Annotated in this window: 20 protein-coding genes; 7 read left to right on the top strand and 13 right to left on the bottom strand. The window is 71.4% G+C overall.

Annotation, left to right across the window (positions count from 1 at the left end; genetic code table 11):
* Window positions 1-187: 187 nt before the first annotated feature.
* From GTY47_RS23285 to GTY47_RS23275, 3 genes are all read left to right on the top strand, one after another.
* Complete coding sequence (locus GTY47_RS23285; protein WP_231911176.1) at window positions 188-655, top strand: NUDIX hydrolase; 468 nt, start codon at window positions 188-190, stop codon at window positions 653-655.
* Between the two features lie 231 nt (window positions 656-886).
* Window positions 887-2,641 carry a TIGR03767 family metallophosphoesterase gene (locus tag GTY47_RS23280; protein ID WP_010046675.1) on the top strand — a complete coding sequence of 585 codons (1,755 nt, stop codon included), beginning with the start codon at window positions 887-889 and terminating at the stop codon, window positions 2,639-2,641.
* A gap of 92 nt (window positions 2,642-2,733) precedes the next feature.
* Window positions 2,734-3,876 carry a serine hydrolase domain-containing protein gene (locus GTY47_RS23275; protein ID WP_010046672.1) on the top strand — a complete coding sequence of 381 codons (1,143 nt, stop codon included), beginning with the start codon at window positions 2,734-2,736 and terminating at the stop codon, window positions 3,874-3,876.
* Window positions 3,877-3,955: 79 nt separating this feature from the next.
* Here GTY47_RS23275 and GTY47_RS23270 read toward each other — a convergent pair whose 3' ends face one another.
* Window positions 3,956-4,996, bottom strand: a complete 1,041-nt coding sequence (locus tag GTY47_RS23270) for a hypothetical protein (RefSeq protein ID WP_010046668.1) — start codon at window positions 4,994-4,996, stop codon at window positions 3,956-3,958.
* A 196-nt stretch (window positions 4,997-5,192) separates the two neighbouring features.
* The gene (gene pepN / locus GTY47_RS23265) at window positions 5,193-7,772 is read right to left on the bottom strand and encodes an aminopeptidase N (protein WP_010046666.1); all 2,580 of its coding nucleotides are present in this window, start codon (window positions 7,770-7,772) and stop codon (window positions 5,193-5,195) included.
* A gap of 137 nt (window positions 7,773-7,909) precedes the next feature.
* On the opposite strand from pepN, the gene GTY47_RS23260 reads away from it, so the two are divergent.
* Window positions 7,910-8,548: a DsbA family protein gene (locus GTY47_RS23260; RefSeq protein ID WP_010046664.1), complete on the top strand. Its 639-nt coding sequence runs from the start codon at window positions 7,910-7,912 to the stop codon at window positions 8,546-8,548.
* 3 nt (window positions 8,549-8,551) lie between these two features.
* Here GTY47_RS23260 and GTY47_RS23255 read toward each other — a convergent pair whose 3' ends face one another.
* Genes GTY47_RS23255 through GTY47_RS23210 form a run of 10 tightly spaced genes read right to left on the bottom strand, consistent with a single transcriptional unit; the run spans window position 8,552 to window position 18,436 of the window.
* Entirely contained in the window at window positions 8,552-8,773 is a 222-nt protein-coding gene (locus GTY47_RS23255; RefSeq protein ID WP_010046662.1) for a hypothetical protein, read from the bottom strand.
* Entirely contained in the window at window positions 8,773-9,816 is a 1,044-nt protein-coding gene (locus GTY47_RS23250; RefSeq protein ID WP_010046660.1) for a glycerophosphodiester phosphodiesterase family protein, read from the bottom strand. Before GTY47_RS23250 ends, GTY47_RS23255 begins: the two co-directional genes overlap by 1 nt.
* A 43-nt stretch (window positions 9,817-9,859) precedes the next feature.
* Entirely contained in the window at window positions 9,860-11,284 is a 1,425-nt protein-coding gene (locus GTY47_RS23245; RefSeq protein WP_010046658.1) for an FGGY-family carbohydrate kinase, read from the bottom strand.
* Between the two features lie 31 nt (window positions 11,285-11,315).
* The gene (locus GTY47_RS23240) at window positions 11,316-12,347 is read right to left on the bottom strand and encodes a 2-hydroxyacid dehydrogenase (RefSeq protein WP_010046655.1); all 1,032 of its coding nucleotides are present in this window, start codon (window positions 12,345-12,347) and stop codon (window positions 11,316-11,318) included.
* Window positions 12,344-13,429 carry an ABC transporter ATP-binding protein gene (locus tag GTY47_RS23235; protein WP_010046653.1) on the bottom strand — a complete coding sequence of 362 codons (1,086 nt, stop codon included), beginning with the start codon at window positions 13,427-13,429 and terminating at the stop codon, window positions 12,344-12,346. Before GTY47_RS23235 ends, GTY47_RS23240 begins: the two co-directional genes overlap by 4 nt.
* Window positions 13,401-14,231 carry a DeoR/GlpR family DNA-binding transcription regulator gene (locus tag GTY47_RS23230; RefSeq protein WP_029181642.1) on the bottom strand — a complete coding sequence of 277 codons (831 nt, stop codon included), beginning with the start codon at window positions 14,229-14,231 and terminating at the stop codon, window positions 13,401-13,403. Before GTY47_RS23230 ends, GTY47_RS23235 begins: the two co-directional genes overlap by 29 nt.
* Window positions 14,228-15,316: an ABC transporter ATP-binding protein gene (locus GTY47_RS23225; RefSeq protein ID WP_010046650.1), complete on the bottom strand. Its 1,089-nt coding sequence runs from the start codon at window positions 15,314-15,316 to the stop codon at window positions 14,228-14,230. The genes GTY47_RS23230 and GTY47_RS23225 overlap by 4 nt, the downstream gene beginning before the upstream one ends.
* Window positions 15,313-16,137 (bottom strand): carbohydrate ABC transporter permease, encoded by an 825-nt coding sequence (locus GTY47_RS23220; protein ID WP_029181641.1) that lies wholly within the window; start codon window positions 16,135-16,137, stop codon window positions 15,313-15,315. Before GTY47_RS23220 ends, GTY47_RS23225 begins: the two co-directional genes overlap by 4 nt.
* On the bottom strand, window positions 16,134-17,012 hold the full coding sequence (locus GTY47_RS23215; protein WP_010046645.1) for a sugar ABC transporter permease: 879 nt from the start codon (window positions 17,010-17,012) through the stop codon (window positions 16,134-16,136). Before GTY47_RS23215 ends, GTY47_RS23220 begins: the two co-directional genes overlap by 4 nt.
* A gap of 2 nt (window positions 17,013-17,014) precedes the next feature.
* Window positions 17,015-18,436, bottom strand: a complete 1,422-nt coding sequence (locus GTY47_RS23210) for a sugar ABC transporter substrate-binding protein (protein ID WP_010046642.1) — start codon at window positions 18,434-18,436, stop codon at window positions 17,015-17,017.
* Window positions 18,437-18,592: 156 nt separating this feature from the next.
* Here GTY47_RS23210 and GTY47_RS23205 point away from each other — a divergent pair, with 156 nt between their 5' ends.
* Genes GTY47_RS23205 through GTY47_RS23195 form a run of 3 tightly spaced genes read left to right on the top strand, consistent with a single transcriptional unit; the run spans window position 18,593 to window position 21,469 of the window.
* Window positions 18,593-20,059 carry an FGGY-family carbohydrate kinase gene (locus tag GTY47_RS23205; RefSeq protein ID WP_010046640.1) on the top strand — a complete coding sequence of 489 codons (1,467 nt, stop codon included), beginning with the start codon at window positions 18,593-18,595 and terminating at the stop codon, window positions 20,057-20,059.
* Window positions 20,056-20,679: a histidine phosphatase family protein gene (locus GTY47_RS23200; RefSeq protein WP_010046638.1), complete on the top strand. Its 624-nt coding sequence runs from the start codon at window positions 20,056-20,058 to the stop codon at window positions 20,677-20,679. Before GTY47_RS23205 ends, GTY47_RS23200 begins: the two co-directional genes overlap by 4 nt.
* 13 nt (window positions 20,680-20,692) lie before the next feature.
* Window positions 20,693-21,469: an SAM-dependent methyltransferase gene (locus tag GTY47_RS23195; RefSeq protein WP_029181640.1), complete on the top strand. Its 777-nt coding sequence runs from the start codon at window positions 20,693-20,695 to the stop codon at window positions 21,467-21,469.
* A 114-nt stretch (window positions 21,470-21,583) separates the two neighbouring features.
* On the opposite strand, the gene GTY47_RS23190 is transcribed toward GTY47_RS23195, so the two are convergent.
* Entirely contained in the window at window positions 21,584-22,231 is a 648-nt protein-coding gene (locus GTY47_RS23190; protein WP_010046633.1) for a superoxide dismutase, read from the bottom strand.
* Window positions 22,232-22,257 lie beyond the last annotated feature (26 nt).

Raw genomic sequence — 22,257 nt, 5'->3', positions numbered from 1 at the left:
AGCGACCGGAACCGATCGGCCCTGGTCGCGACCGTCCGGATCGCAGGCCCGGACGATCGCACAGCTTTACGCAAGGTGAGGTTCTTTGGGGAGGGTTGACCGAATCGAAATGGATGTATGGGGAAAACCCGCGATGCGTTTTGCGGGCATGAGTCCCGAAGGCGGCGAAATCGGTTAACGTCCCGGAGTGCGACAGAAGTTGAGGGTGGCGGCCTACGCCATATGCGTCCGTGACGGACAGATCCTGCTCGCCCGCTCCCCGGCTCCCGACGGCACCCCCGAGTGGGTCGTGCCCGGCGGCGGCATGGAGCACGGCGAGGACCCCTGCGACACCGTGCGGCGGGAGGTCGAGGAGGAGACCGGCTACCGCATCGAGGTCACCGGACTGCTCGGCGTGGACTCCTCCCGCCACACCTTCCGTGACGGCTTCGGACGCGCCGTCGACCACCACGGCGTCCGGTTGGTCTACGAGGGCCGGATCATCGGCGGCGAACTCCGCAACGAGGTGGGCGGGTCCACCGACCTCGCCGCCTGGCAGGACCTGGACGCGGTGCCCGGACTGGTCCGGGTGCGGATGGTCGACATCGCACTGCGCCTGTGGCGGGAGCGGCCGGCCACCGGACGGCTCGCCGACGTCCTGGAGGACGCCGAATAGGTGCACTGCCCCGGAAGGTGAACACCGCGTGACCGGCTCCGGGCCGTTCCAGGAGCGGCCGGGGACGCGCAGGGTAGTCCAAGATCCACGTACGGTGATCGGCGCTGCGCGTTGCCGCCCCGTTTACGCGCAGGTCATTCCCGGTGCCAACGATCCAGTACGAGCGGGATGTTCGCGTGCCGGACATCCCGCGACCACTGCCGACGCGTTCGCACTCGGGGAGAGAAGCGCATGTCGCGCACACGCTCAGTCGCCGGCTCCGGCCAGGGCATCCACCGTCGTTCCGTCCTCGCCGCCACCGGAGCGGTCGCCCTGTCCGCGGGCGTCGGCTACGCCCTGCGGCCCAGCGACAGCCAGGCCGCCACCGCCAAGGAGACCACCGAGGCCGTCGCCGCCTCTTCCCGCCGGGCACCGGCCGCGCCGCTGGCCCCCTACACCAAGGGCACGACCCTGGCGTCCGTGGCCACGCCGCGCGGCTCCGGCTACCGGCGCCTCGGCGACGGACCCGGCTGGCAGCGGGTCGTGCGCTCCGACCTGGCCGCGCCCAAGTCCGGCCGCGCCGGGCGCCGTACCGCGCTCGCGGCGTTCGTGCAGCTCACCGACCTGCACATCATCGACGCCCAGCACCCGCTGCGCCTGGAGTACCTGCGCTCGGCCGACATCCATGCCTGGCGGCCGCACGAGGCGCTGACCGTGCAGGGCGCGATCGCGCTCGTGGAGCGGATCAACGCGCTGCGCGGCGCCCCCGTCACCGGCGCCCCGCTGCACTTCGCCATGACCACCGGCGACAACACGGACAACAACGCCAAGTCCGAGCTGGAGTGGTTCCTGAAGGTCATGAGCGGCGGGCGCATCTCACCCAACTCCGGGGACCCGCGACGGTACGAGGGCGTCCAGAACAGCGGCCTCAAGCAGTACTGGCAGCCGGACGCCGCCGTCCGCGACACCGACAAGCAGGCCGGTTTCCCCCGCCTCGACGGTTTCCTCGAGGCCGCGATCCGCGAGGTGCGAAGCCCCGGCCTCAACCTGCCCTGGTACTCCACCGTCGGTAACCACGACTCCCTGCCGATGGGCTGCTACGCCTCGCACGGTGACTCCTACCTCACCGAACTCGCCGTCGGCGGCAAGAAGCTGATGGACGTGTCCGCGGCCGAGGCCCAGCGGCTCCAGACCCTCATCAAGAAGGCCCGGGACCCCGAGGGCGTCCGCTACGAGGACTTCCTGAAGTCCCACGCCCGCGCCATGCGCTCGGTCACCCCCGACGAGAGCCGCGCCCCCTTCACACCCGCCGAGTACCTCCAGGCGCACCTGGACCCGGCCTACCGCGGCGTCGGCCCGGCCGGCCACGGCTACTCCTCCGCCAACCTCGACGCGGGCACCCAGTACTACGCCTTCCGCATCTCCGACGACGTCATCGGCATCAGCCTGGACACCACCGACGCGGGCGGCCACTACGAGGGCTCGCTCGGCACGGCCCAGCTGAAGTGGCTCGACCGGACCCTGCGGGAGAACAAGGACTCCCACGCGGTGATCTTCAGCCATCACACCAGCAAGACGATGACGAACACCCGCCCGGACCCGGCCCGCCCCCACGAGCGCCGGCACAACGGCCAGGAGGTCCTCGCCCTCCTCGGCGGCCACCGCAACGTGCTCGCCTGGGTGAACGGCCACATCCACAAGAACGTCATCACCCCGCACTCCCTGTCCGGCGGCGGCTCCTTCTGGGAGATCTCCACGGCCTCCCACGTCGACTTCCCCCAGCTCGCCCGGGTCATCGAGCTGACCGACAACAAGGACGGCACGGTCTCCCTGTTCACCACGCTGGTGGAGTCCTCGGCCCCGCACCGCACGGACTTCTCCGACCTCTCCCAGACCGGCCTCGCGGCCCTCTACCGCGAGCTGTCCCTCAACGCCCCCGGCGCGAGCACGACCCTCGGCGGCGACCCGGAGGACCGCAACACCGAGCTGGTGCTGAAGAAGGGCTGATTCCCGCCCAACCCCGCCCGGGCCGGTCAACTCCGGCCCGGCGCCTCGGGTCCCACCCCCTGACACCGCTCGACGTGACGGGGGTACCTGACATGAACAGACGCACACGCACGATCCTGACGGCGGCGACGGCCGTGGCACTGTCGGCGGCCCTCGCGGGCCCCGCGGTCGCGGCCCCGCCCACCGGCGACCACGGCACGACCCGGCAGGCGGTGCGGGCCGCGGTCGCCGACGGCGTCCCGGGCGTGACCGTGCGGGTGCAGCAGGGGCACGGCACCTGGGCGGCCACCGCCGGGGTCGGCAACCTCGAGACGGGCACACCGCGTTCGACGCGCGACCGCTACCGCGTCGCCAGCATCTCCAAGACGTTCGTCGCCACCGTCGTCCTGCAACTGGAGGCGGAGGGGAGGCTGTCGCTGGACGACACTGTCGAGAAGTGGCTGCCGGGCGTTGTCCGGGGCAACGGCCACGACGGCCGTGAGATCACCCTCCGCCGGCTCCTGAACCACACCAGCGGCATCTTCGACTACCTCGAAGACGCCCGATTCCAGCGGACCTACATGACCGCGGACGGCTTCCTGAAGCACCGGTTCGACGAGGCGGAACCCGAGGAGCTGCTCGCCCACGCCCTGGCGAACGAGCCGTACTTCGCGCCCGGCACGTCGTTCGAGTACTCCAACACGAACTACCTCCTGGCCGCGCGGGTGATCGAGAAGGTCACGGGCAACGACGACTACGGCGACGAGATCGACCGGCGGATCATCGCCCCGCTGCACCTGACCTCCACCTCCGTCCCCACCACCCGGGTCACCCTGCCCCGGCCCAGCAGCCGCGCCTACTCCAAGCTGGCCAGGACGGACACCGGCCCGACGTACGACGTCACGGAACTGAACGCGCGTCTGGCCTACGGCTCGGGCCAGATGGTCTCCAGCTCGGCCGACCTGAACCGCTTCTACTCGGCCCTGCTCCGCGGCAGGCTGCTCCCGCCCGAGCAGCTGAAGGAGATGAAGACCACGGTCCCGTCCAGCCGGGAGACCAGCCGCTACGGTCTGGGGCTCGTCGACCGCGAGCTCAGCTGCGGCGTCCACGTCTGGGGCCACGACGGCGGCATCTTCGGCTGGAACTCGGACGCCGTGACGACGGAGGACGGCCGGCACTCCCTGGCCGTCAACTTCAACGGCGACTGGTCGGGCAGCACCGACGCGATCATCGAGGCGGAGTTCTGCGGAAAGTAGGGCTCCCGCCCACGAGGAGGGGCCGCCGGAAAACCCGGCGGCCCCTCCTCTCCCCTCCTGGCGCTGCCCCGGTCCCTCATTACCGGGGCAGCACCACGACATACGCGGCCGGTTCGCGGTCGGCCGCGGCCATCAGGGCCGTGCGGACCACCGTCGCCTGCTGCTCCGGGGAGTCGCGGAGCTTCCTGGGCGTGATGTGGACGACCGTGATGCCGAGGCGCTCCAGGTGCTCGCGCTTGCGGGCGTACTCGGACCACAGGGCGTCGTCGTCCTGCCGGGGCGCCCGGGTGTCCAGCTCCACCGCCACCGCCTGGTCGGGCCAGTACGCGTCCAGGCCGCCGAGGTAGGGGCCGCCGGGCAGGCGCAGGTCCACGTTCCAGACCGGGTCGGGCAGGCCGTACTCGCGCACCATCCGGTAGAGGCGGTCCTCCGCGATCACCCGGCCCTCGGCCAGCAGGGACTCCACCGCGTCCACCACGTGCGGGCGGCTCAGCAGCCGTGCCTGGTTCAGTTCCCGCACCACCGCCGCGGGCTCGCAGTGGGCGCCGCGCACCGCCTCCGTCATCAGCCGGCGCACGGTGCCGGCGTCCGAGAGGCCCGCCACCGCGTCGGCCAGCGCGCGGGCGACCGGGGCCACCGGCAGGCCCGTCACCTGCTCGGGGGCGGGCAGCGCGGTGCCGCGGACGATGCGCGCACAGCCCGTCGAGCGCAGCCGGCGCAACCGCGGGACCAGGACGTCGATCGCGTCCAGGGACGGCAGCGGGGGAGTGGAGGAGAAGCCGTGCAGCGTCAGGGCGGCCAGGCCGGTGATCATCGCTTCCGGGTAGGCGGACGCGTGCCCCTTCCCCGCGCCGGGCTGGGCGGGGACACCCGTGCCGCGCTCCCGCGCCGCGTACATCAGCACCGCGTGCAGCCGCTCCTCGCTGGTCGGCGGGCCCGGGTGGAGCAGGACGACGCCAGGGAGGAGCTGCTGCCAGGGTCCGCCGGGGCGGCACTGCTCGTTCGTCTCGGACGTCGGGACGCCGTGCGAGCGGAGCTGCGCGACCGTCATCACACGGAGCCGGCCGCGGCCGGACAGGTCGTGCAGGGGGCGGGGCGAGAGCGGGGTGTTGTGGGTCATGACCCGCAATTTCCCGTGCTTCGACCGCCCTTTAACCGCTGTTACAGGCCCGTCGACAAATACGGACAACCCATCACTAAAGGACGGGTGTTCGGATGCCGAAAGCCCCTGGTCCGTTCGGGTGCGGCCCAGGGGTTACGGCTCGCGGGGCACTCATCTCGTAACGATGACGGAACGCCCAAATCTCAGGCCAAAGCTACTGGTCAGAGCCCTCGTCGCACGCCTGCGCGCGCAGCGCCCGCGCCAGGTCGTCCCGGGCCTCCAGCACCAGCCGGCGCAGGGCCGGGGCCGCCTCCCGGTGGACCTCCAGCCACGCGTCCGTGGCGTCGAGGGTCGCCCGGGACTGCTGGAGCGAGGGGAACATGCCCTGCACCACGTGCATCCCGATCTGGATCGACCGCTCGGCCCACACCCGCTCGATCGCCGCGAAGTACTTCTCCGCGTACGGCGCGAGCAACTCCCGCTGCGAGCCCTGGGAGAAGCCCGCGATGGTCGCCTCGACCATGGCGTTGGACAGCGCGTCCGACTCCACGACCTGCGCCCACGCCTGCGCCTTGACCGCCTCGGACGGCCGGGCGGCCAGGCAGCGCACCTGGTGGCGCTTGCCGGAGGCCGTGTCGTCCCGGGCCAGCTCCTCGGCCAGCACCTTCTCGTCCACCACCCCGTGCGCGGCCAGCGGCTCCAGGAACACCCACCGCAGCTCCTGGTCCAGGTCGAGGCCCTCGACCGACGCCGTGCCCGCCAGCAGGTCGCCCAGCAGCTCGAAGTCGGCCTCGGTGGCGGCGGTCCGGGCGAAGAAGCGCGCCCACGCGAGCTGGTGCTCGCTGCCGGCCTCGGCCGCGTACAGCTCGCGCCGCGCGCCCTCGGCGAGGAGACGGGCGGTCGTCTCCCGCCGGGCGGGCGCCGCATAGTGCGTGACCGCCCACTCGGCCCACCCGTGCAGCATCTGCACCACGCCGATCTCGGACTCGCTTCCTGCGAACCGCAGCACCAGGTCCACGAAGTCACTCGCCGGGAGCAGCGCGTCCCGCGTCATGTTCCACAGCGCCGACCAGCACAGGGCGCGCGCCAGCGGATCGGTCACCGATCCCAGGTGCTCGCGCAGCGTCGCCAGCGAGGTCTCGTCGAAGCGGATCTTGCAGTACGTCAGGTCGTCGTCGTTGACCAGGACCAGGTCGGGCGCCTCGGCGCCGGACAGGTCCGCCACGACCGTGCGCGGGCCGTCGACGTCCACCTCGGCGCGCGCGTACCGCTCGACCGCCCCGCCGTTCGTCGCCCGGTACAGGCCCACCGCCACCCGGTGCGTGCGCAGTTCAGGATGGGACTCGGCCGCCTCCTGCACCACCGCCAGCTCCTCGACGCGGCCCTGCGGGTCCAGCAGCAGCTGCGGGGTCAGTGAGTTCACCCCGGCCGTCTGGAGCCAGGACCGCGCCCAGGCGCTCATGTCCCGGCCGCTGGTCTCCTCCAGCACCGACAGCAGGTCGCCGAGGCGTGTGTTGCCGTACGCGTGCCGCTTGAAGTAGCGCCGGGCGCCCTCCAGGAACGCGTCCTGGCCGACGTACGCCACGAGCTGCTTCAGCACCGAGGCGCCCTTGGCGTACGTGATGCCGTCGAAGTTCAGCTTGGCGTCCTGGAGGTCGCGGATGTCCGCCGTGATCGGGTGCGTGGAGGGCAGCTGGTCGGCCCGGTAGGCCCACGACTTGCGGCGGTTGGCGAAGGTGACCCAGCCGTTGACGAAGCGGGTCGCGCCGACCAGTGAGAACTCGCCCATGAAGTCCGCGAACGACTCCTTCAGCCACAGGTCGTCCCACCACTCCATGGTGACCAGGTCGCCGAACCACATGTGCGCCATCTCGTGCAGGACGACGTTGGCCCGGCCCTCGTAGGACGCCTGCGTCACCTTGCCCCGGAAGATGAACTCCTCCCGGAACGTCACCAGACCCGGGTTCTCCATCGCGCCCAGGTTGTACTCGGGCACGAACGCCTGGTCGTACTTCCCGAACGGGTACGGGTAGTCGAAGTGGTCGTGGAAGAAGTCCAGGCCCTGCTTGGTGACCAGGAAGACGTCCTCGGAGTCGAAGTGGGGCGCGAGGCCCTTGCGGCACAGCGCCCCGAGGGGGATCTCCAGCGTCGTGCCGTCCGCGAACGTACGGGAGTAGGTGTCCGTCACGTAGTGGTACGGGCCCGCCACGACACACGTGATGTACGTCGAGATCGGTTTGGTCTCGGCGAACCGCCACACCCCGTCGGCCCGTTCGCCCACCCCGTTGCTCCACACCGTCCAGCCCTCCGGCGCCCGCACCTCGAAGCGGAACGGCGCCTTCAGGTCGGGCTGTTCGAAGCCCGCGAAGACCCGGCGGGAGTCGGCCGGCTCGTACTGCGTGTACAGGTACACCTCGCCGTCCTCCGGGTCGACGAAGCGGTGCAGTCCCTCGCCGGTGCGGGAGTAGGCGCACTGCGCGTCGACGACCAGCTCGTTGTCGGCGGCCAGGTCCTCCAGTGTGATCCGCGAGCCGTCGAAGACCTCGCCGGGGTCCAGATCGCGGCCGTTGAGTGAGATGGACGTCACACTCGGCGCGATCAGATCGGCGAAGCTGCTCGCACCGGGCTCGTTGCAGCGGAAGCGGACCGTGGTGACCGAGCGGAACGTGCGGGGCCCGTCGCCCGCGTCCTCACCGACCGCGGACCGCAGGTCGAGGGACACCTCGTACCCGTCGACGCCGATCAGGGCGGCCCGCTCCCGGGCCTCGTCGCGGGACAGATTCTCACCGGGCACGGGCGGAACTCCTCAAGCGTCGTCGGATACGGCTGAACAGCACCGATCCTGCCACGGGCCCCTGACGCGAGGCAGCCGGGAATGACCGGGGCGAGCGGTGGCGTTGCCGGAAAAACGGTTTCCTCATGAGGAGAGACATGTCGGACAAGACCCCCGTCGACTTCTGGTTCGACCCGCTGTGTCCCTGGGCGTGGATGACCTCCCGTTGGGTGCTGGAGGTGGAGAAGGTCCGGGACATCGAGGTCCGCTGGCACCTCATGAGCCTCGCCGTGCTCAACGAGGACAAGCTCGACGAGCTGCCCGCCGAGTACCGCGAGCTGCTCGAGACCAAGGCGTGGGGTCCGGTTAGGGTCGTCATCGCGGCACAGCAGGAGCACGGCGCCGAGGTGCTGGGCGACCTCTACACCGCCCTCGGCACCCGCATCCACAACCAGGGCGAGGGCCCCGGCAAGGAGACGGTCGCCGCCGCCCTGAAGGACGTCGGCCTGCCCGAGTCCCTCATGGAGCACTGGGACGGCACCCGCTACGAGCCCGAGCTGCGCGCCTCCCACAAGGAGGGCATCGACAAGGTCGGCCAGGAGGTAGGCACCCCGGTCATCGCCGTGCCCGGCGCCGACGGCGAGCAGCTCGCCTTCTTCGGCCCGGTCGTCACCCCGGCACCCAAGGGCGAGGAGGCCGCCCGCCTCTGGGACGGCACCCTCGCCGTGGCCTCGGTCCCCGGCTTCTACGAGATCAAGCGCACCCGCACCAAGGGGCCGGACTTCTCCAACCTGTAAGCCTCACGCCGAGGTGTCGGCTCCCGGGTTCTGCAGTTCCTCCGGGAGCCGGCCCCCGCCGGTCTGATGGCCCCAGGGCTGATACCACCGGCAGCCCGGGGCGGTGCAGCGCCACAGGTCGGTGCGGTGCGTCCCGAGCGCCTTTCTCTCCTCGGGTTTGAGCGGCGTGAACACCTGCGTACCGCTGCCGCCACAGGTCGGGCAGTGCTTGTCCTTGAAGAACATCAGCCCCTCCTCGCGATCACCGCCAAGTCCGGGAAGTCGGTTACGACCGCATCGACCCCCATGCGGTAGTACAGCGCGTATTCGGCGAACGCGTCCCCGAAATCGGTGTTTCCGGTGCCGCGCCGGAATTCCGCCGGCAGGAACTGGTTCTCCGCCCGGAAGGTGTACGGCCCCACGCGCAGGCCCGCCGCGTGGGCGTCCGCGAGGAGTGACGTGCCGGCGAGCGACGACTTGTCCGGCCCGATCCAGTCCGCGTACTCCGCGATCCGGGCCAGGCCCGCCGGCGTCATCATGTCCCGGTAGGTCGTCGGATCACCGGACGAGGCCAGGTCGTACGGACCGCCCGACGTCCCCAGCGCCTGCCACAGCGGTACGCCCAGGCCTGTCATGCGCTTCAGGCTCGTCGGCTCGAAGGACTGCACGACGCACTCGCGCGGGCCGAGCCGGCCCCGGCGGATCGCGGCCGCCAGCTTCGGCTCCAGCGGCAGGCCGATGGACCGGAAGTACGTCGGGTGCTTGGTCTCCGGGAAGACGGCGATCGTCCGGCCGTGCCGCTTCGACAGCTTCCGCGCCAGATCGACGACCTCCTGGAAGGTCATGACCTCCTCGCGCCCGTCGAAGACCGTGTTGCGGTTGCGGACCTGCGGCAGCCGCTCCACCGCCCGCAGCGTCTTCAGTTCGGCGAGGGTGAAGTCCTCCGTGAACCACCCGGTCACGGACCGGCCGTCGACCGTCTTCGTCGTGCGGCGGCCGGCGAACTCCGGGTGGCGGGCCACGTCGGTGGTCTGGGAGATCTCGTTCTCGTGCCGGACCACCAGCACATGGTCCTTGGTCGGCACCAGGTCCGGTTCGATCCAGTCGGCGCCCGTCTGCACGGCGTACGTGTACGAGGCGGCCGTGTGCTCGGGGCGCCAGCCGGCCGCGCCGCGGTGGCCGATGACCAGCGGGCCCGTGCGGGGTTCGGCCGCCGCGGGGACGGCCGTGGTGGCCGTGGCCGTCCCCGCGGCGGCCGCGAGCAGGAGGGATCTCCGTCCGAGCTGCATACAAGTCCCCTTCGTTCCGGGAGAGATCGACGCGTGGAGGGATTCACGTACGTGCCCGGGCCCGCGCCTGCGTGAGCCGGACCAGGTGCTCCTCGTAGCCCTTCGTGTAGTACGCGGCCCGGCCCGGGTCCGGCTCGACGACCTGCGTCGGCCGGGTCCACACCCGCGCGTCCAGCGGCATCCCGTACCGCTCGGCCGCCGCGAGGACCGCGCCCCGGGCACCCACCTCGCCCTCGACGACCCGCAGCGGCCGGCCGAGCACATCGGCGAGCAGCCGCATCCAGGCGGGGCTGCGGGTGCCGCCGCCGCAGACGGCCAGCTTCCCGTCGAGGCCCGCCGCCTCCAGGCAGTGCCGGGCGGCGTAGCCGATGCCCTCGCAGGTGGCGCGGACCAGATCGCCCCGGGTCGACTCCAGACAGACGCCGGTCAGTTCGGCGCGCAGCCGTGGCTCGACGAAGGGGGCGCGTTCGCCGGAGGGCGCGAAGTACGGCAGCACGCGGACGCCGTTCGCACCCGGCGGGGTCTGCGCCAGCAGGGCGTCCACCTCGTCGTGCCGCACGCCCGTCGTCGACAGCACCCAGTCCAGGGCCGCCGTGCCGACCATCGCGGGCATGGCACGCAGCCAGTGCCCGGGCCGGTCGGTGGAGATGTACAGGCCCGCGGGCTCGCCCGTCAGATCCAGCTCGGTCGTGGCGACCAGGCTGGCCAGACAGGTGCCGACGATCAGCAGACCGTCCCCCGGGGCCGTCACCCCGGCGCCCAGCGCGCAGGCCGGCAGATCGTACGGGCCGTTGGCGATCCGGGTGCCGGACGGCAGACCCTCGCCCCGCGCCTCGGCCGTCGCGACCGGGTCGCTGACGGGGGCCAACAGACGGCGCCGGTGCGTGAGCCCCAGCAGCTCCACGACCCGGTTGTCGTACGTCCGGGTGCGCGGGTCCAGGAACGGCATCGAGGCGTCCGACACATCGGTCGCCGGGCCCGCCCCCGTCAGCCGCTGGAACACCATGTCCTTGCAGTACAGGGCGGCCTGCGCGGCATCCAGCGCCTCCGGTTCGTTGCTGTCCAGCCACGCCAGCAGCGGCCCCGGACAGCCCGGGAACATCGCGCTGCCCGTCCGCCGGAACACCTCCTCGAACGTACCGTCGGCCAGCCACCGGTCGACCAGTTCGTGCGCCCGCCCGTCCATCCAGGAGGCCGCCGCCCGCACGGGCCGTCCCTCCCCGTCGACCAGCCACACCCCGTCGCCCTGCCCGGTGAGCCCGGCGAGCTCGACCGGCCCCGGGGCCCGTCCTGTGACCTCGTCGAGCACGGCGACGACCGCCCCGTACACCTCGTCCATGTCCTGCTCGACGAACCCGCCGTGCAGTTTCAGCTCCACCGGGCGGGAGGACACGGCCAGTTCCCGCCCCGTGTCGTCGAAGGCCGCCGCCTTGACCATGGACGTGCCCACATCGATACCGACGTACATGCGGCTCCCCTCAAGGGTCCTCTCACGATCCTCAGGTCAGGCAGTGCGCGAGCGGCTCGCCGCGCACCCAGCGGCCCACCTCTTCGGCGGCGATCCGCGCCGCCTTCTCCGCCACCGCGCGCGACGCCCCGCCGAGGTGCGGGGTCAGCACGACGCGGTCGGTCAGCCCGAGAAGCCGCGACTGAGCGGGCAGCGGCTCCCGCTCGTAGGTGTCGAGCGCCGCCGCCGACACCTGCCCGCTCTCCAGCGCGTCGCACAGCGCGGCCTCGTCCAGCAGCGGACCCCGGGCCACGTTCACCACCACCGCGCCGGACGGCAGCAGCCCCAGCTCCCGGGCGCCGATCAGGCCCCGGGTCTCGGGAGTGAGCCGGGCGTGCAGGGTGATCACCCGGGAGCGGCGCAGGAGTTCGTCCAGCGAGGTCACGCGCAGTCCGTGGATCTCGCCGTGCACGTACGGGTCGTAGACCATCACCCGGGCCCCGAACGCGCACAGCACCCGCGCGACCCGGCTGCCGACGGCCCCGTATCCGACCAGTCCGACGGGCAGGTCCTCCAGCTCCAGACCGCTCTGCTCGTACGTGTAGTACGTCGCGCCCTCCCAGCTGCCCTGCCGGGCCAGCGGGCCGTGGGCCTGGGGGATGCGGCGCAGCGCGGCCAGCATCATGCCGACGGTGAACTCGGCGGTGGCGGCGGCGTTGCGGCCCGGCGCGAAGCACACCCGCACGTCACGCTGCTTGGCCGCCTCCAGGTTGACGTTCACCGGCCCGCCCCGGCAGACCACGACCAGCCTCAGATCCGGGCAGGCGGCGAGCACCTTCTCGGTGACCGGCCCCATCTGGGTGACCAGCACCTGCGCCCCGGCCAGCGCCTCGACCATCGCGTCCTCGGCGTCACTGGCCTCCTGCACCTCGGCGACCGGCCCGAACGGCTCCAGCGGCCAGCCGAGTTCCAGTTCCGTCACCCGGGCCCGCTCCACCTCGTGTTCCACCGCCCGTGTGATCAGCGACGGCAGGACGAAGTGGTCACCGGCGGCCACCACACGCACGCTGTTTCCGGCAGTCATCGCAGGGAGTCTCCCGTCTCGGCGTCGAAGACATGGGTGTGCTCGGGGTCGGCGGTGACCCCGACCCGCTCGTTGTGGGCGAGCCGCACCTCGGGGTCGGTGAGGACGACCAGGTGCCGTTCGACCCCGTCGAGGGAGAGGGTCGCCAGGCCCGACTCCAGGAGGGGTTCGTGGGCGACGACCCGGGCGGGCAGGCCGTCCTCGGCGGTGAGCCGGACGTCCTCCGGGCGGATCCCGACCACCACCTCCCGGCCCTCGTCCACCGGCACGGGCAGCGCGATCCGCACCGAGTCCGAGAGGCGGGCCCGGCCGTCGCCGTCGGCGATGCCGGGCAGCAGCGTGATCGCGGGCTCGCCGACGAAGTCCGCGACGAACACGTTGGCCGGGCTGTCGTAGATCTCGTAGGGGGTGCCGAGCTGCTGGATGACGCCGTCCTTCATCACGGCGATCCGGTCGGCGAGGGAGAGGGCCTCCTCCTGGTCGTGGGTGACCAGGATCGTGGTGTGGCCCAGGTCCTTCTGGATGCGCTTGAGTTCGCGGCGGGTGGTGTCCCGCTGGGCCGCGTCCAGATGGGACAGCGGCTCGTCGAGCAGCAGCACGTCCGGTTCGCGGATCAGGGCCCGGGCCAGGGAGACGCGCTGCTTCTGGCCGCTGGACAGAGCGGCCGGGCGGGCGTCGAGGAGGTCGGTCAGGCCGACCCGTTCGGCGATCTCCTTCACCTTGCGGTCGACGTCACCGCGTGCGGCCTTCCTCCGGGCCTTCAGCCCGAACGCCAGGTTCTCCGCGACCGACAGCGGCGGATACAGCGCGTAGTTCTCGAACGCGACCCCGATGTTCCGCTGCTGCGCCGGCCGCTCGACCACCGACGCCCCGCCGACGAGGATGTCCCCGCCGGTGACGGACTCCAGCCCGGCGATCATGCGCAGGGTCGTCGACTTGCCGCAGCCGGACGGCCCGAGCAGCCCGAGCAGCTCCCCGGACCGGAGGTTCAGGTCGATCCCGCGGACGGCGTCCACCGAGGGCCGCCCCCGAGACCGGTAGGTCTTCCGCAGCTCACGTAGCTCCAGTCCCGTTCCCGTCATGGTCGCCCTTCGTGCCGCAAACCTCGTAACGGACCTTGTGTTCGTCCAGATCCCGCAGTGCCTCCGGCGACGCCCCGTCGTCCACGAGGACCGTGTCGAAGCGGGACAGCGGGACGACCCGGTGCAGGGCGACCCGGCCGAGCTTGGTGTGGTCGATCAGCAGGACGTTCCGTGCCGCCGCGTCGAGCATCGCCCGCTTCACGGACACGATGTGCTGCTCCTGGTGGTAGGCGTACCCCCCGTGCACCGCCGACGTGGACGCGAAGCACACGTCCACCCGCAGCTGCTCGACCGCCTCCACGCAGGACACCCCGAGGAACGAGGAGTGCAGCGGGTCGTAGTCGCCGCCCAGCGCCATCAGGTGGATGCCCCGCTGGTCGGACAGGAGGTTGATCGCCTCCAGGAAGTTGGTGACGACCGTCAGGGGCGTGACCTCGCCCGTGCGCAGCCGCCGGGCTATCTCCAGGGTGGACGTGGAGTCGTCCAGCAGGATCGCCATGCCGGGCTCCACCATGCGCAGCGCGTGCTCGGCGACGGCGGCCTTCTCGGCCCGCATGGTCTTCAGCCGGTACTGCACGTTCGACTCGAAGACCCCCGACGGCTGCGCGGTCACCCCGCCCCGGAACTTCCGTACGATGCCTTGCCGTTCGAGTTCGTCCAGGTCCCGGTGGATGGTCATCAGGCTCACCCCGAACCGCTCGGCGAGCTCCGCCGCCGTCGCCGAGCCGTCGGCCAGCACCTGCTCGGCCATGGCGGCCTGCCGCGCCGCCGGCCCCTGCTGTCCACCACTGCTGCTGCTCATGACTGTGTCTCTATCCGTCGTCCCGGTCGCTCCGGCCGGTCGGCCTCGAACAGCAGCAGGTTCTCAGGCCGGACCGCGAGCCGTACCGGATCGTCCGGACGAAGGCGCGCCGCGTCCGCCCGGGGGGCCACCAGCGACACCCGCTGGTCCCCGGTCCCGAGCCGGACGGTGACCTCGACGGACCGGCCGAGCACCTCGGTGACGTACACGGTCCCGGTGAGCTCGTGCCCCTCGCCGCGCAGGACGATGTCCCGGGGCCGCAGCCCGACCAGGACCTCGGTGCCCGCCGGGGCCTGCGCCCGGACCGGCAGCAGCACCCCGCCGTCCGACCGCACACCGCTCTCCGTCACGACCCCCGGCAGCAGATTGATCCGGGGCCGCCCGAAGGCCCGCGCGACCTCCGTGTCGTACGGCCGGTACCAGATCTCCTCCCGCGTGCCCGTCTGCACGATCCGCCCCTGCCGGATGACCCCGATCCGGTCGCCGAGCGCCAGCGCCTCGACGGAGTCGTGGGTGACGTACAGGGTGGTGGTGTGCTGCACGGCCCCGATCGCCTTCAGCTCGGCCCGCATCTGCTGGCGCAGCTTGGCGTCCAGGTGGGAGAGCGGCTCGTCGAGGAGGAAGGCCCGGGCGGGGCGGACCAGCACCCGGCCGAGGGCGACGCGCTGCCGCTGCCCGTTGGACAGCTGGCCCACCGGCCGGTCCAGCAGCCCCGAGATCCCCAGCAGTTCGGCGATCGCGCCGATCCGCTGCCTGGCCTCGGCGGCGGGCAGCCGGTGCCGGGGCGAGCGCAGGGGGGAGGCGAGGTTGTCGTAGGCGGAGCGGTGCGGGTAGAGGGCGTAGCTCTCGAAGCACATCGCCACGCCCCGGTCGTACGGCTCCACACCCCGCATGTCCTTGCCGTCGAGCACGACGGTGCCCGCGTCGGGCTGTTCGAGTCCGGCGATGGTCTTGAGCGTCGTGGTCTTGCCCGCGCCGGACGGGCCCAGCAGGCAGAAGAACTCGCCCTCCCGCACCTCCAGTTCGAGCGCGTCGAGCGCGACGGTCCTCCCGTACGTCTTCCGTATCCCGCTCAGCGTGATCAAGACTTCACCGCCCCGAACGAAAGTCCCCGCACCAGATACCGCTGGATCGTCAGCGCCAGCAGCAGCGGCGGTACGACGGACACCAGCGCGGCGGCGGCCGTCAGGTTGTACTTGGGCCGGTCACCGCCGAGGAAGGACAGCGCGCCCACGGTCACCGTCTGGGCCTCGTTGGAGGTGAGGATCAGCGGGAAGACGAAGTTGTTCCAGGCGAAGATGAACGCCAGCAGCGACACGGCCGCGATGCCCGGCTTGACCAGTGGAAGGGCCACCTTGAAGAAGGCCTGCTTGCGGGTGTAGCCGTCCAGCAGGGCGGCCTGCTCCAGCTCGGGCGTCAGATCGGCGAAGTAGGACCGCATGATCCACACGATCAGCGGCAGGGTGACCAGTTGCAGCACCCACACCATGCCGACGTACGTGTCGAACAGCCCGAGCTTCTGGTACAGCACGAACAGCGGGATGATCACGGTCAGTTCAGGTGCGAAGCGGAACGACAGCAGCGTGAACATCAGGTTCTCCGAGCCCTTGAACCGCCACCGCGCCGAGGCGTACGCCGCCGGCAGCCCCACCACCAGCGACAGCACGACCGCCCCCACCGACACCACCAGGCTGTTGACGAAGAACCGCACGAACGGGATGCCCTCGCTGTCGCCGAGGACCGTCCGGTAGCCGTCCAGCGTCGGGGAGAAGGAGAAGTACGTGCTGAAGAGCTGGTCGGTGGGTTTCAGGGAGAGGATCACCATCCAGGCGATCGGGAACAGCGCGAAGACGAAGTAGAGGACGAGGGCGGCGTCGGCCAGCCACCCCAGCACGCGTTTCCTCACGTGGTCACCTCCGCGGCCCGGCGCTGGATCTTCCCCAGGTGCTTCACCAGCACCATCGCGGCCAGGTACACCACGGCCCACAGCACGATCGTGTAGGAGATCCCGAAGGAGTAGCGCTGGAAGCGGATCGCTTCCAGGTACGCCCGGATCTGCAGGACGACGGTCGAGTCACCGGGCCCGCCCTCCGTCAGGGCGTAGATGATGTCGAACACCTTCAGCGAGTCCATGAACCGGAAGATCACCGCCACCAGCACGTACGGCCACAGCATCGGCAGCGTCAGCCGCCGGAAGGTGTACCACCACCCCGCGCCGTCCACGGCCGCCGCCTCGAAGGGGGAGGTGGGCAGCGACCGCAGACCGGCCAGGGCGAGGATCGCCACGAACGGCGTGTAGACCCACACGTCCACGGCGATCGACGACAGCAGGGCGCCCGTCGGAGTGTCGGTCCACTGCACTCCGCCCAGCCCGAAGGGCCTCAGCAGGTGGTTGACCACGCCCACCGAGGGCTGGAGCATCAGCTTCCAGATGATCGCCGCGATCACCGGGGCGATCATCAGCGGCAGGATCAGGATCTTCTCCAGCACACGGCCCACCAGGGTCGAGCGGTGCAGCAGCAGGGCGACGGCCACCCCGAGCACCGTCTCGGCGAGGGCCGCCCCGACCGCGTACAGCACCGTCACCCACGCCGAGTTCCAGAACGCCTCCTGCGTGAAGACGGCTCTGTAGTTCTCGAACCGCACCATGTCGGGTTGCGGTTTGCTCGCCGAGAAGTCGAACAGCGTGTAGTACAGGCCGAGCCCGAACGGGTAGAGGATCCCGCAGGTCAGCAGGAGTGCCGGCACGATCAGGAGGTACGGACGCAGCGCGAGCCGCATGACTAACCCACCTTGTCGGCGAGGTCGTCCGCCAGCCCGTCCAGGACGGACTTCGCGTCCTTGCCGCCGTAGATCTCCTGGAGGGCGGCGGCCCAGCTGGTCGTCGCGTCGAAGAACTGCGCCTGCGGAGTGAACTGGATCCTCGTCTGGTCGACGACCGTCTCGAAGGTCTCCAGGAAGCCCGGCAGATGCCGCATCTTGTCCTTGTACGCGGCGTCGTCGGCCACCGACTTGCGCACCGGGTCGATGTGGTTGTGCGTGATCGCGCCCTTGCGCAGGTGCTCCTTGCCGGTCGCCCACTGCAGGAACAGCCAACTGGCGCTCTTCTTCTTGCTCTTGGCGTTCATCCCGAGCGACCAGATCCACATGTTGGTGGCGAGCGACCCGTCCGGTCCCTTGGGCCCCGGGTGGAAGGCGATCTTCCCGGAGGCGGGACTCGCGCCCTTCACCGCCTGGAAGTAGGCGGCCGTGTCGGCGTCGAACAGCATCCCGGCCTTCTTCGCACCCAGGTCGCTGGAGCACTGGTACCAGGTGTACGACGTCCAGGACGGCGGCCCGCCCCGCTTGACCATGCCGGCCCAGTCCTCGGTGAAGGCGACGGCATCGGAGCTGTTCATGACGGGTGTGAGCTTTCCGCCGTCGACCCTGAAGTCCGTCAGCCCGTTGCGGGCGTACATCGTCATGAAGCCGGGATGGATGGTGGCCCAGCTCCTGGACCCGCGTACGGCGATCCCGTACATGCCGTCGAAGCCCGCGCCCGGCGCCCTCTGCTTGATGGTGCCGGCGAGTTCGGTCAGCTCCTCGAAGGTCTCGGCCGGCTTCAGGCCCAGCTTCTCGAACACCTCCGTGTTGTAGGCGACGACGTTCGTCTCCCAGCCCCACGGCAGCGCGTACTGCCCGCCCTGCCCCAGCGGCGCGCCCGCCTTCAGCGACCACTGGTCGGCCTGGAGCAGGTTCGGGAAGAAGTCCGCCTGGTCCCACTCGGCGCCCGTCGCCGAGGAGTTGCGCATCCAGGGCCCGAGGTCCTCCAGCCAGCCCGGCGGCCCGTACTGCCACACCATGTAGGCGCCCAGCATGAAGACGTCGTAGGAGGCGCGCCCGCTGGACAGGTCCACGGTGAGCTTGTCGAAGTAGTTGTCCTCCGGGAAGACGTCGTACTCGACCTTGATGCCGGTCTTCGCGGTGAAGGACTTCAGGTCGGCGATCAACGCGTCCGTGTACGGGTGCTTGTTGAGCAGGGCCTTGACGGTGGTGCCCTGCTCCCGCTTCCAGTCGAAGGAGCCGGTGACGTCGTCCGCGGCGGACCCGTCGCTCTTGCTGTCGTCCCCGCCGAAGCCGGTGCCGCAGGCCGTGAGCAGCGGGGCCGCGGCAGCCCCGGCGGCGAGCGCGAGGAAGCGCCGCCGGTCGTGCACGTGCGTGTCCATCCGTACCTCCACGTGGGGGCTGGTTAACACGTCGAGTCGACTCGTTAACAGAGGGTGGAACGGCTGAAGTTGGGCGTCAATCCCTCGCGCACGGGAAAATATCGGGGCACAGTGAGAAGTTCACAGATCCGGCTGCGACATCGTGGGAGGTTCCGGATGGCGGACGAGGGTGCGGGCTGGCTCGGCGTCGACCTGGGCACACAGAGCGTCCGCGTGCTGCTCGTCACCGCCGACGGCAGGGTCCTCGGCAGCGGCTCGGCCCCACTGAGCGGGCGGCGGGACGGGGTGCGGCACGAGCAGGACCCCGAGCGGTGGTGGTCGGCGCTGTGCACGGCGTCCCGGGCGGCACTCGGCTCCGCGCCCGGCGTGCCGGTCGGCGGCCTCGCGGTGTGCGGTACGTCCGGCACGGTCCTGCTGACGGACGGCTCGGGCCGCCCGGGTAGCCCCGCGCTGATGTACGACGACGGCCGTGCGGCGGCGGAGGCCGCTCGCGCCCGGGAGGCGGGTCTCGCGGTCCAGGACACCTGGGCGTTGCCGAAGGCGTTGTGGCTGCTGGGGGAGTACGGCCCCGGCCTCCGCCTCGCCCACCAGCCCGACCTCGTCGTCACCCGGCTGACCGGCGAACCGCCCCCGGCGGACTCCAGCCACGCCCTCAAGACCGGCTACGACCTGCACGGCGAGGCGTGGCCGGAGGCAGCCCTGGCCCGACTCGGCGTTCCCCCGGGCCTGTTGCCGGACGTCGTACGCCCCGGCACGCACCTCGGCGAGGTCAGCCCGACCGCCGCCGACGCCACCGGCATCCCCGCCGGCACCAAGGTGCTCGCCGGGATGACGGACGGCTGCGCGGCCCAGATCGCCTCGGGCGCGCTGCGCCCCGGCTCCTGGAACTCGGTCCTCGGCACGACCCTCGTGCTGAAGGGAGCGACCTGCGACCCGGTCCGGGACCCCACCGGCGTGGTCTACAACCACCGCGCCCCCGACGGCACCTGGCTGCCCGGCGGGGCGTCCAGCGTGGGCGCAGGAGCCCTCACGGCGCACTTCCCGGACGCCGACCCGGCCGCGATGGACGAGCGGGCCGCGGCCTTCGAGCCGTCCCGTGCGGTCGCGTACCCGCTGGTGTCACCGGGGGAGCGGTTCCCGTTCCGGGCGCCGGACGCGACCCCCCTCGTCCTCGGCGAACCCGAGGGCGACGCCGGTCTCTGGGCCGCGCTGCTCCAGGGCGTCGGCTTCGCGGAACGCCTGTGCCTGGACTACCTGCACCACCTCGGCGCCCCCCTCGACGGCCCGCTCACCTTCACCGGCGGCGGCGCGCGCAGCCGGTACTGGAACCAGCTCCGCGCCGACATCCTCGGCCGCCCGGCCCGCATCCCTGAACAGACGGAACCGGCCCTGGGAATGGCGGCGCTGGCCGCGTACGGGGCGTCGGGCGCGGGCGCGCTCGCGGACGTCACCGAGCGCATGGTCCGCGTCCGGACCGTCCTCGAACCCCGCCCCGACCGCACGGCGGCCTTCGCCGAGCCGTACGCCCGCCTCGTCGAGGCACTGCGGGAACGCGGCTGGCTGCCCGCCCCCGTCGCGGAACACGCCCTGACCCGGCTGCACGTGGACACTGGGGAGTCATGACCACCACCCTCCTGCTGGCCCGCCACGGGCAGACCGTCTGGCACGCCGAGAACCGGTACGCCGGCGTCACCGACATCGGCCTCACCGACACCGGCCGCGCCCAGGCCGAGGCCCTCGGCCGCTGGGCCGCCGCCCACCCCGTCGACGCGATCCGGACCTCCCCGCTGTCCCGGGCCGTCGCGACCGCCGAGCCCGCCTGCCGTGCCCTGGGCCTCACCTCACAGCTCGAACCGGACCTGCGCGAATGCGACTTCGGTGTGGTCGAGGGCCGCACGCTCGCCGAGTTCGAGACGGAGGACCCGGAGTGGGCCGCGGCCTACCGCGCCGACCCGGTGGCCCACTCCTTCCCCGGCGCCGAGGACCCGCTGTCCGCGGCGGCCCGGGGGACCCGTGCCCTGCGGGACATCGCCGCCGCCCACCCCGGCGGACGGGTCCTGGTCGTCGCCCACAACACCCTGCTGCGCCTGGTGCTGTGCACCCTGCTGTCGATCCCGGCCCGGGAGTACCGCAGGGTGTTCCCGCGGTTGCGGAACGCGGCGATCAGCGAACTGCGCATGAACCCCGACGGTTCCGCCGCACTCCTCTCACTCAATGTGCCGTGCGAGACGGACGGGACGTAGCACCATGGGCCCCATGACGGACATCGACACCTCGGTGCCGCACTCGGCCCGGATCTGGAACTACTGGCTGGGCGGCAAGGACAACTACCCGGTGGACGAGGCGGCAGGCGACGCCTACACCGCCGTCTTCCCCGGCATCGTCACCATCGCCCGCGGCAGCCGCGCCTTCCTCGGCCGCAGCATCCGCCACCTCGTCCGGGAGGCCGGCGTACGGCAGTTCCTCGACGTCGGCACCGGCCTGCCGACCGTCGACAACACGCACGAGGTGGCCCAGCGCCTGGCCCCCGAGTCGCGCGTGGTCTACGTCGACAACGACCCGCTGGTCCTGGCGCACGCCCGGGCCCTGCTCACCTCCACGCCCGAGGGCGCGACGGCGTACGAGCCCATCAGCCTCTTCGAGCCGGAGCACATCATCGAGGCCGCCGGCCGGACGCTGGACCTCACCCGTCCCACCGCGCTGATCCTCAGCGGCATCCTGGGCCACGTCGCCGACTACGACCGGGCCCGCGACCTCGTCCGCCGCCTGCTGGCACCCCTGCCCTCCGGCAGCTACCTCTCCCTCAACGAGGGCTCCCGCGGCACCGACCCCGCTTACGAACAGGCCCAGGACGCCTACAACGAGACCGGCGCCGTCCCCTACTTCCTGCGGCCGGTCGAGCAGATCGAGGGCTTCTTCGAGGGCCTGGAACTGGTGGCACCGGGCGTGGTCCCGGTCCCGCTCTGGCACCCCGAGCCGGGCGCTCCCACGGAGCCGATCGGCCAGCACGGCGGCCTGGGGCGCAAGCCGTAGCGCCGGGAGGCACGGAAGGCCCCCGCGAGTCATGTCCTCGCGGGGGCCTTCCTTCTGTCGCCTGCCGCCGTGAAGGGTGAGAAGACGATCACGAGGCAGGACGCTTCACGGGTCTCAGGGGGCGAGCAGCAGTACGTCCGCGCGGGACTTGGCAGCCTCGTAACGCCGGGCCACGTCCTGCCAGTTGACGACCTGCCACATCGCCTCGATGAAGTCGACCTTCTGGTTCCGGTACTGGAGGTAGAAGGCGTGCTCCCAGGCGTCGAAGACCAGGATCGGGGTCGAGCCCTGGCCGACGTTGCCCTGGTGGTCGTAGACCTGCTCGACGATCAGCCGCCCGCTCAGCGGCTCGTACGCCAGCACGCCCCAGCCGGAACCCTGAGTGGTCGCGGCGGCCTTGGACAACTGCGCCTTGAAACGCGCGAACGACCCGAAGGACTCCGTGATCGCGTCCGCGAGCTCACCCACGCCGTCCTGCGCGAGCGGCTCACCGCCGCCGTCCTTCGGGCCGGTCATGTTCTGCCAGTAGATGCTGTGCAGGATGTGCCCGGACAGATGGAAGGCCAGGTTCTTCTCCAGCCCGTTGATCGCCCCCCAGGTCTCCTTGTCCCGCGCCTCCGCAAGCTGCTCCAGCGTGTCGTTGGCGCCCTTCACATAGGCCGCGTGGTGCTTGTCGTGGTGCAGCTCGATGATCTCGGGGCTGATCACGGGGGCGAGCGCGGAGTAGTCGTACGGCAGGTCGGGCAGCGTGTAGACGGGCATGGCGGGGAACCCTCCGAACCTCTTGT

The sequence above is a fragment of the Streptomyces sp. SID5464 genome (assembly GCF_009862985.1).
GTDB classification, from domain to species: Bacteria; Actinomycetota; Actinomycetes; order Streptomycetales; family Streptomycetaceae; genus Streptomyces; species Streptomyces chartreusis_D.
This window is presented reverse-complemented; position numbering and strand designations above follow the sequence as displayed.

Excerpts from the sequence above, each read along its gene's own strand:
- GTY47_RS23280 (WP_010046675.1), top strand. The coding sequence starts at position 887 with ATGTCGCGCACACGCTCAGTCGCCGGCTCCGGCCAGGGCATCCACCGT.
- GTY47_RS23275 (WP_010046672.1), top strand. The coding sequence starts at position 2,734 with ATGAACAGACGCACACGCACGATCCTGACGGCGGCGACGGCCGTGGCA.
- GTY47_RS23270 (WP_010046668.1), bottom strand. The coding sequence starts at position 4,996 with ATGACCCACAACACCCCGCTCTCGCCCCGCCCCCTGCACGACCTGTCC.
- GTY47_RS23260 (WP_010046664.1), top strand. The coding sequence starts at position 7,910 with ATGTCGGACAAGACCCCCGTCGACTTCTGGTTCGACCCGCTGTGTCCC.
- GTY47_RS23255 (WP_010046662.1), bottom strand. The coding sequence starts at position 8,773 with ATGTTCTTCAAGGACAAGCACTGCCCGACCTGTGGCGGCAGCGGTACG.
- GTY47_RS23250 (WP_010046660.1), bottom strand. The coding sequence starts at position 9,816 with ATGCAGCTCGGACGGAGATCCCTCCTGCTCGCGGCCGCCGCGGGGACG.
- GTY47_RS23245 (WP_010046658.1), bottom strand. The coding sequence starts at position 11,284 with ATGTACGTCGGTATCGATGTGGGCACGTCCATGGTCAAGGCGGCGGCC.
- GTY47_RS23240 (WP_010046655.1), bottom strand. The coding sequence starts at position 12,347 with ATGACTGCCGGAAACAGCGTGCGTGTGGTGGCCGCCGGTGACCACTTC.
- GTY47_RS23235 (WP_010046653.1), bottom strand. The coding sequence starts at position 13,429 with ATGACGGGAACGGGACTGGAGCTACGTGAGCTGCGGAAGACCTACCGG.
- GTY47_RS23230 (WP_029181642.1), bottom strand. The coding sequence starts at position 14,231 with ATGAGCAGCAGCAGTGGTGGACAGCAGGGGCCGGCGGCGCGGCAGGCC.
- GTY47_RS23215 (WP_010046645.1), bottom strand. The coding sequence starts at position 17,012 with ATGCGGCTCGCGCTGCGTCCGTACCTCCTGATCGTGCCGGCACTCCTG.
- GTY47_RS23210 (WP_010046642.1), bottom strand. The coding sequence starts at position 18,436 with ATGGACACGCACGTGCACGACCGGCGGCGCTTCCTCGCGCTCGCCGCC.
- GTY47_RS23205 (WP_010046640.1), top strand. The coding sequence starts at position 18,593 with ATGGCGGACGAGGGTGCGGGCTGGCTCGGCGTCGACCTGGGCACACAG.
- GTY47_RS23200 (WP_010046638.1), top strand. The coding sequence starts at position 20,056 with ATGACCACCACCCTCCTGCTGGCCCGCCACGGGCAGACCGTCTGGCAC.
- GTY47_RS23195 (WP_029181640.1), top strand. The coding sequence starts at position 20,693 with ATGACGGACATCGACACCTCGGTGCCGCACTCGGCCCGGATCTGGAAC.
- GTY47_RS23190 (WP_010046633.1), bottom strand. The coding sequence starts at position 22,231 with ATGCCCGTCTACACGCTGCCCGACCTGCCGTACGACTACTCCGCGCTC.